Origin of the sequence: Isoptericola sp. NPDC056578, from assembly GCF_042793275.1 — a bacterium.
In the GTDB taxonomy this organism is placed as follows: domain Bacteria; phylum Actinomycetota; class Actinomycetes; order Actinomycetales; family Cellulomonadaceae; genus Isoptericola.
On record NZ_JBHTVC010000023.1, the window covers coordinates 67,303 to 73,557 of the forward strand.

Annotated in this window: 4 protein-coding genes; 2 read left to right on the plus strand and 2 right to left on the minus strand. The window is 71.1% G+C overall.

Annotated features, from left to right (window positions below; genetic code table 11):
- The first annotated feature begins 27 nt into the window (after window positions 1-27).
- Window positions 28-1,326, plus strand: a complete 1,299-nt coding sequence (locus ACFQ80_RS11320) for a class I SAM-dependent RNA methyltransferase (protein ID WP_430563715.1) — start codon at window positions 28-30, stop codon at window positions 1,324-1,326.
- Between the two features lie 54 nt (window positions 1,327-1,380).
- Here ACFQ80_RS11320 and ACFQ80_RS11325 read toward each other — a convergent pair whose 3' ends face one another.
- Window positions 1,381-2,130, minus strand: coding sequence for a hypothetical protein (locus ACFQ80_RS11325; protein WP_430563716.1), 750 nt, complete (start codon window positions 2,128-2,130; stop codon window positions 1,381-1,383).
- Window positions 2,131-2,310: 180 nt separating this feature from the next.
- On the minus strand, window positions 2,311-3,051 hold the full coding sequence (locus ACFQ80_RS11330; RefSeq protein WP_430563717.1) for a DUF5701 family protein: 741 nt from the start codon (window positions 3,049-3,051) through the stop codon (window positions 2,311-2,313).
- A gap of 253 nt (window positions 3,052-3,304) precedes the next feature.
- Between ACFQ80_RS11330 and acnA the strand changes: the two genes are divergently transcribed.
- Window positions 3,305-6,070 carry an aconitate hydratase AcnA gene (acnA, locus tag ACFQ80_RS11335; protein WP_430551102.1) on the plus strand — a complete coding sequence of 922 codons (2,766 nt, stop codon included), beginning with the start codon at window positions 3,305-3,307 and terminating at the stop codon, window positions 6,068-6,070.
- Window positions 6,071-6,255 lie beyond the last annotated feature (185 nt).

Here is a 6,255-nt window from a genome sequence, read left to right on the forward strand (position 1 = left end):
CACCGGGCGCGGGGGAGAATGGTGCCCATGCCCCGACCTCGCCGTTCCGCGCCGCGCCCTCGACCCACCACCCCGGACCCGGAGGTCGGGCGGGAGGTCGAGCTCGAGATCGGCCCCGTCGCGCACGGCGGGCACTGCGTCGCACGGCTCGACGGCCGCGTCGTCTTCGTGCGCCACACCCTGCCCGGGGAGCGGGTCCGGGCGCGGGTGACCGAGACCGGCAGCCGCTTCTGGCGCGCCGACGCGGTCGAGGTCCTCGAGGCGTCGGCCGACCGGGTCCCGTCCGCCTGGCCCGAGGCCGGCCCGGGCGGGGTGGGCGGCGGCGAGCTCGCCCACGTGGCGCTGCCCGCGCAGCGCCGCTGGAAGGCCGCCGTCCTCGCCGAGCAGCTGCAGCGGCTCGCGAAGCTCGAGCGCGAGGTCGAGGTGGAGGCGGCGCCCGGCGACGACGAGCGCGGCGGGCTCGGCTACCGCACCCGCGTCGACCTCGTGGCCGACGCCGACGGGCGGGCCGGGATGCGGCGCTTCCGTTCGCACGACGTGGTGCCCCTCGACGGGATGCCGCTGGCCACGGACGCGGTCGCGGCGCTCGCGGACGCCGAGGAGGTGTGGACCCGTCGTTGGCGTCCTGGCGCCCGCCTCGAGCTCGTGGCACCGGCGGACGGCGCGGACGCCCTCCTCCTGGTCGACGAGGTGCCGTGGCGTCGGGGCCGCGGGGACACCCGCCCCAACGCCCGTCGGTCGGTCACCGAGACCGTGCGTGCGGGCGGCGCGGAGCACCGCTACCGCGTGGCCGCCGACGGCTTCTGGCAGGTGCACCGCTCGGCACCGGACCTGCTCACCGGCGCCGTGCTCGACGCGGTGGGCGACGCGGACGGGGCGACGGTGCTCGACCTGTACTCCGGCGCCGGCCTGTTCACGGTGCCGCTCGCCGCGGCCGTCGGGGGCTCCGGCCGCGTCGTCGCGGTCGAGGGCGACGCCCGCGCCGTGAAGGACGCACGCCGCAACGCCCACGACCTGCCGCAGGTCGAGCTGCACCTCGGCGCCGTGGACCGGGTCCTCGCCGACGGCGACGCGACCGGGTCGGACGTGGGCGGCGCCGACGTGGTCGTGCTCGACCCGCCGCGCGCCGGCGCCGGCCGGTCCGTCGTCGACGCGATCGCCGGCCGCGGCCCGCGGCGCGTCGTCTACGTCGCGTGCGACCCGGCCGCCCTGGCCCGCGACGTCGCGTACCTCGCCGGGCACGGGTACGGGCTCACCGGGCTGCGGGCCTTCGACCTGTTCCCGATGACGCACCACGTGGAGGCCGTCGCCGTCCTCGACCGCTGAGCTGGGAACGGTTGGGGTTATTCAGTTCTCGGGAACGTTCGAAGAATTCTCGGTTCAACTAGACCGTAGTCCGAACTCGAGTCCGCCGATCTGCAGGTCCGGAATCGGGCGGGTGATCTTGGGGACTGGAGTCTTTGCGAGATGTCCGAGATATGGGCTGAAGTGGCGGCGAATTCCAAACCTGAGTTCTTCGCCAATGTGGCGAAGGGCTGCTGGGATAGGGTTGGCCGTATACGGGGCGCCGAACGAGTCTCGAAAGCCTAGGGTTCCAGATCGGCTCAGGCCCCTGTATGTCGGGGGGAGTCTAGCGTCGAGGTGAGCTCCGCCATCCTTGTTCGAGACCCATAGTGCGAGGTTTCGTCTCGTGACCTCAGCCCCATCCTCGTCATACATGACGACCTCCTTCCACCAGTCCGGCACAGGGAGATTGGGCTTACTCCCGAGATTCTTTTCGCCGAGCGCGACTGGCCAGTACGCCGGAGGTGATTCATCCTCGAAGAATCCGATCGAGGCGACACCCGGTCGCACTTGGTGCACCAGAGGCGCGCCTGACTCTGGTGGCGAAATGCCGATACTTGGTGGCGGCCCCAGGAGTACGAACGAAGGCACGAGGAGGTTGTCCAAGACGCCGAGATGACTCAGCAGGGGAGTGCCGGTTCCCGTGTGGACTAGAATCCGAACGGAAATGGCTATTCGCTTCGCCTCACCGTTCCGGCCCTGGTCCCATCCATCGCATGACGCGTCGAGCAACTCCAATTGCTCAGCAAGGTGTTCAAGCCACTCAGGATCGTAGATCTTCTTCATGGCCCCGATAATAAGATTTCTGCACGCAGGGGGCCAGGATGATTCTGGTTGCGAGGGTTGACTCGCTCGACCCGTCGGGCTTCATCCCAGGTCTGCGAGCGGCACAGGCATCGGGCTTGGGCATCTGGCGATGATATTGGACAAGCAGGCCTGTTGATTGCCGTCGTTGGAGTCAGGCGATCAATCGCGGGTTGTCGACGCGAAGCCGAGCCACGTGTGCCGGTTGCGCCACCAGCACCAGCCCACCTTGGGGGCGCCGCGCCGCTCGGCCCCGTCGCGGCCGGTCCCGTTCGAGATCCAGACGGCGGGCGTGCGCGCGTCGTAGGTGCCGTTCGGTCGCCGCAGCCGGGAGCCGATCGTCATGAAGCAGAGGTTCCGCGCGAGCACGTCGGGGGACTGGAGCACCCAGTGGACGCCCTCGGCGAGGGTGAGGGGGCTGCGACCGCGAGCGGCGATCGCCGGCTCCGCCTCCTCGGGCGACCAGTTCGCCATCTCGTCGCCCCGGTCGGGGGCGGTGACGGCGTAGACGTCGGCGTCCGGCACGTCGACGCCGGGCACAGGCGCGAAGTCGTCGACGTCGGTCATGTCCACGACGACGAAGCCCGCGCGCTCCACGGCGCCGCCGCGGACGGTCGTCGTGCGCCGCAGGTGCCCGGCGAGGGCGGACGGCGGCAGCACCCGCGGGTGGACCACCAGGAGCGACCCGGCCGGTGCCGTGCGCTCCAGCGCCGCGGCGGCGTCGCGCAGCGCGGCGGGGGAGAGCGTCTCCGGCGGCACGACCTCGCGCGCCAGGAGCAGCTCGGCCTGGGCCGTGAGCGGCGGCAGGGCGGGCGGCGCGTCCGCGCGGGCGGTGCCGGCGGTGCCGGCGTCGGCCGTGGGGTCGGCGGCTGCGGTGGAGGTCGTGGGGGTGCGCGACGGCATGGGCGTCCTTCCGGTCGAGGGCAGCTGCACAACGCGCTGGCCACGACCGTTGTTCCCGTGCGGCGTACGGAAATTCTCGGCACGCTCGGACCGGGACCTGACGCCGAGATATCTTGACGTCAAGATATATGGGCTATGCTGACCAGGTGCCCGGCGTACGCTGGGCGGAGCCCCCAGAACCACGGCGTCGGAACCGTCGCGCCGCAGCGCGCGCACGGTGCCCTCGCCGGCCAGCCCCGCAGAAGGAGCCGCAGTGAGCAGCGTGGACACGTTCGGATCGAAGGGAACGCTGGAGGTCGGCGGGAAGGCCTACGAGATCTTCCGCCTCTCCGCCGTCGAGGGCGCCGAGCGCCTCCCGTACTCCCTGAAGATCCTCGCCGAGAACCTCCTGCGCACCGAGGACGGCGCCAACATCACCGCCGACCACGTGCGCGCCGTCGCCGCCTGGGACCCGGACGCCCAGCCCGACACGGAGATCCAGTTCACGCCCGCCCGCGTGATCATGCAGGACTTCACCGGCGTGCCCTGCGTCGTCGACCTCGCCACGATGCGCGAGGCCGTCGCGGAGCTCGGCGGCGACCCGAAGCGGATCAACCCGCTCGCGCCCGCCGAGATGGTCATCGACCACTCCGTGCAGATCGACGTCGCCGGCCGCGCGGACGCCTTCGCCCGCAACGTCGAGTTCGAGTACGAGCGCAACCACGAGCGCTACCAGTTCCTGCGCTGGGGCCAGACGGCGTTCGACGACTTCAAGGTCGTCCCCCCGGGCACCGGCATCGTGCACCAGGTCAACATCGAGTACCTGGCGCGCACGATCATGACGCGCGAGGTGGAGGTCGACGGGCAGAGCGTGCTCCGCGCCTACCCCGACACCTGCGTCGGCACCGACTCGCACACCACGATGGTCAACGGCCTCGGCGTGCTGGGCTGGGGCGTCGGCGGCATCGAGGCCGAGGCGGCCATGCTCGGCCAGCCCGTGTCGATGCTCATCCCGCGCGTCGTCGGCTTCAAGCTGTCGGGCTCCATCCCCGCCGGCGTGACCGCGACCGACGTCGTGCTCACGATCACCCAGATGCTGCGCCAGCACGGCGTCGTCGGGAAGTTCGTCGAGTTCTACGGCGCGGGCGTCGCCCAGGTGCCGCTGGCCAACCGCGCCACCATCGGCAACATGAGCCCCGAGTTCGGCTCGACCGCCGCGATCTTCCCGATCGACGACGTCACCCTGGACTACCTGCGCCTCACCGGCCGCAGCGACGAGCAGCTCGCGCTCGTCGAGGCGTACGCCAAGGAGCAGGGCCTGTGGCTCGACCCGAGCTCGGACTCCTACGTGGAGCCGAAGTTCTCCGAGTACCTCGAGCTGGACCTCGGCACCGTCGTGCCGTCGATCGCCGGCCCGAAGCGCCCGCAGGACCGCATCGAGCTCTCGCACGCGAAGGCCGCCTTCGGCCGCGACCTGCCGGTCTACGCGCCCGAGGTCACCGACGTCGTCGACGAGGCCGAGAAGGAGTCGTTCCCGGCCTCCGACTCGCCCGCGATCCACGCGAACGGCCGCCGCACCGTGCCCGTCACGGACAGCGAGGGCAAGGAGTTCGACCTCTTCCACGGCGCCGTCGCGATCGCGTCCATCACGTCGTGCACCAACACGTCGAACCCGTCGGTCATGCTCGCCGCGGCGCTCCTGGCCAAGAAGGCCGTCGAGAAGGGCCTCGTGTCCAAGCCGTGGGTCAAGACCTCGATGGCTCCGGGCTCGCAGGTCGTGACGAACTACTACGAGAAGGCCGGCCTCTGGCCCTACCTCGAGAAGCTCGGCTTCCACCTGGTCGGCTACGGCTGCGCCACCTGCATCGGCAACTCCGGCCCGCTGGACGAGAAGATCTCCGAGGCCGTCAACGAGCACGACCTCGCCGTCGTCTCGGTGCTGTCCGGCAACCGCAACTTCGAGGGCCGCATCAACCCCGACGTGAAGATGAACTACCTGGCGTCCCCGCCGCTGGTCATCGCCTACGCGCTCGCGGGCACGATGGAGTTCGACTTCGAGTCCGACCCGCTGGGCCGTGACGAGGCCGGCGACCCCGTCTTCCTGCGCGACATCTGGCCCTCCCCCGAGGAGGTCCAGGCCACGATCGACGCCTCGATCGACCGCGACATGTTCACCAAGGACTACGCGGACGTGTTCACCGGCGACGACCGGTGGCGCGCGCTGGAGACCCCGGAGGGCGACACGTTCTCCTGGGACGGCGAGTCCACCTACGTGCGCAAGCCCCCGTACTTCGAGGGCATGGGCGCCGAGCCGTCGCCGGTCGCCGACATCTCGGGCGCCCGCGTGCTGGCGAAGCTGGGCGACTCGGTCACGACCGACCACATCTCGCCCGCCGGCTCCATCAAGGCGGACAGCCCGGCCGGCAAGTACCTGGCCGAGCACGGCGTGGGCCGCCGGGACTTCAACAGCTACGGCTCGCGCCGCGGCAACCACGAGGTCATGATCCGCGGCACGTTCGCGAACATCCGCCTCAAGAACCAGCTGCTGGACGGCGTCGAGGGCGGCTTCACGTTCAACTTCGTGAAGAACGCCCAGGACACCATCTACGACGCGGCGCAGGACTACGCGGCGCAGGGCACCCCGCTGGTCGTGCTCGGCGGCAAGGAGTACGGCTCCGGCTCGTCGCGCGACTGGGCCGCCAAGGGCACCGCGCTGCTGGGTGTCAAGGCCGTCATCACCGAGTCGTTCGAGCGCATCCACCGCTCCAACCTCATCGGCATGGGCGTGCTGCCGCTGCAGTTCCCGGCGGGCGAGAACGCCGAGTCCCTCGGCCTGGACGGCACCGAGACGTTCGACATCGCGGGCATCACCGCGCTGAACGACGGCGCCACCCCGGAGACGGTCAAGGTCACCGCCGCGAAGGCGGACGGCTCGACGGTCGAGTTCGACGCCGTGGTGCGCATCGACACCCCCGGTGAGGCGGACTACTACCGCAACGGCGGCATCCTGCAGTACGTGCTGCGCTCGCTCGTCGCCTGAGGCGGAACCGCAGACTCGGGCGGCCATGAGAGTCGCCTGACGAGCGGCGCCGCACCACGACAGCGCCCCGTCCCTCCTGCGCGGTGGGGGGGGGCGCCGTCGTGCTCAGGGGGCGGCGGGCAGGCGCGTCGCCAGGACGCCGATCGCGACGCTCCGCCGCGCTGGTCAGGGGTAGACCTGGACCT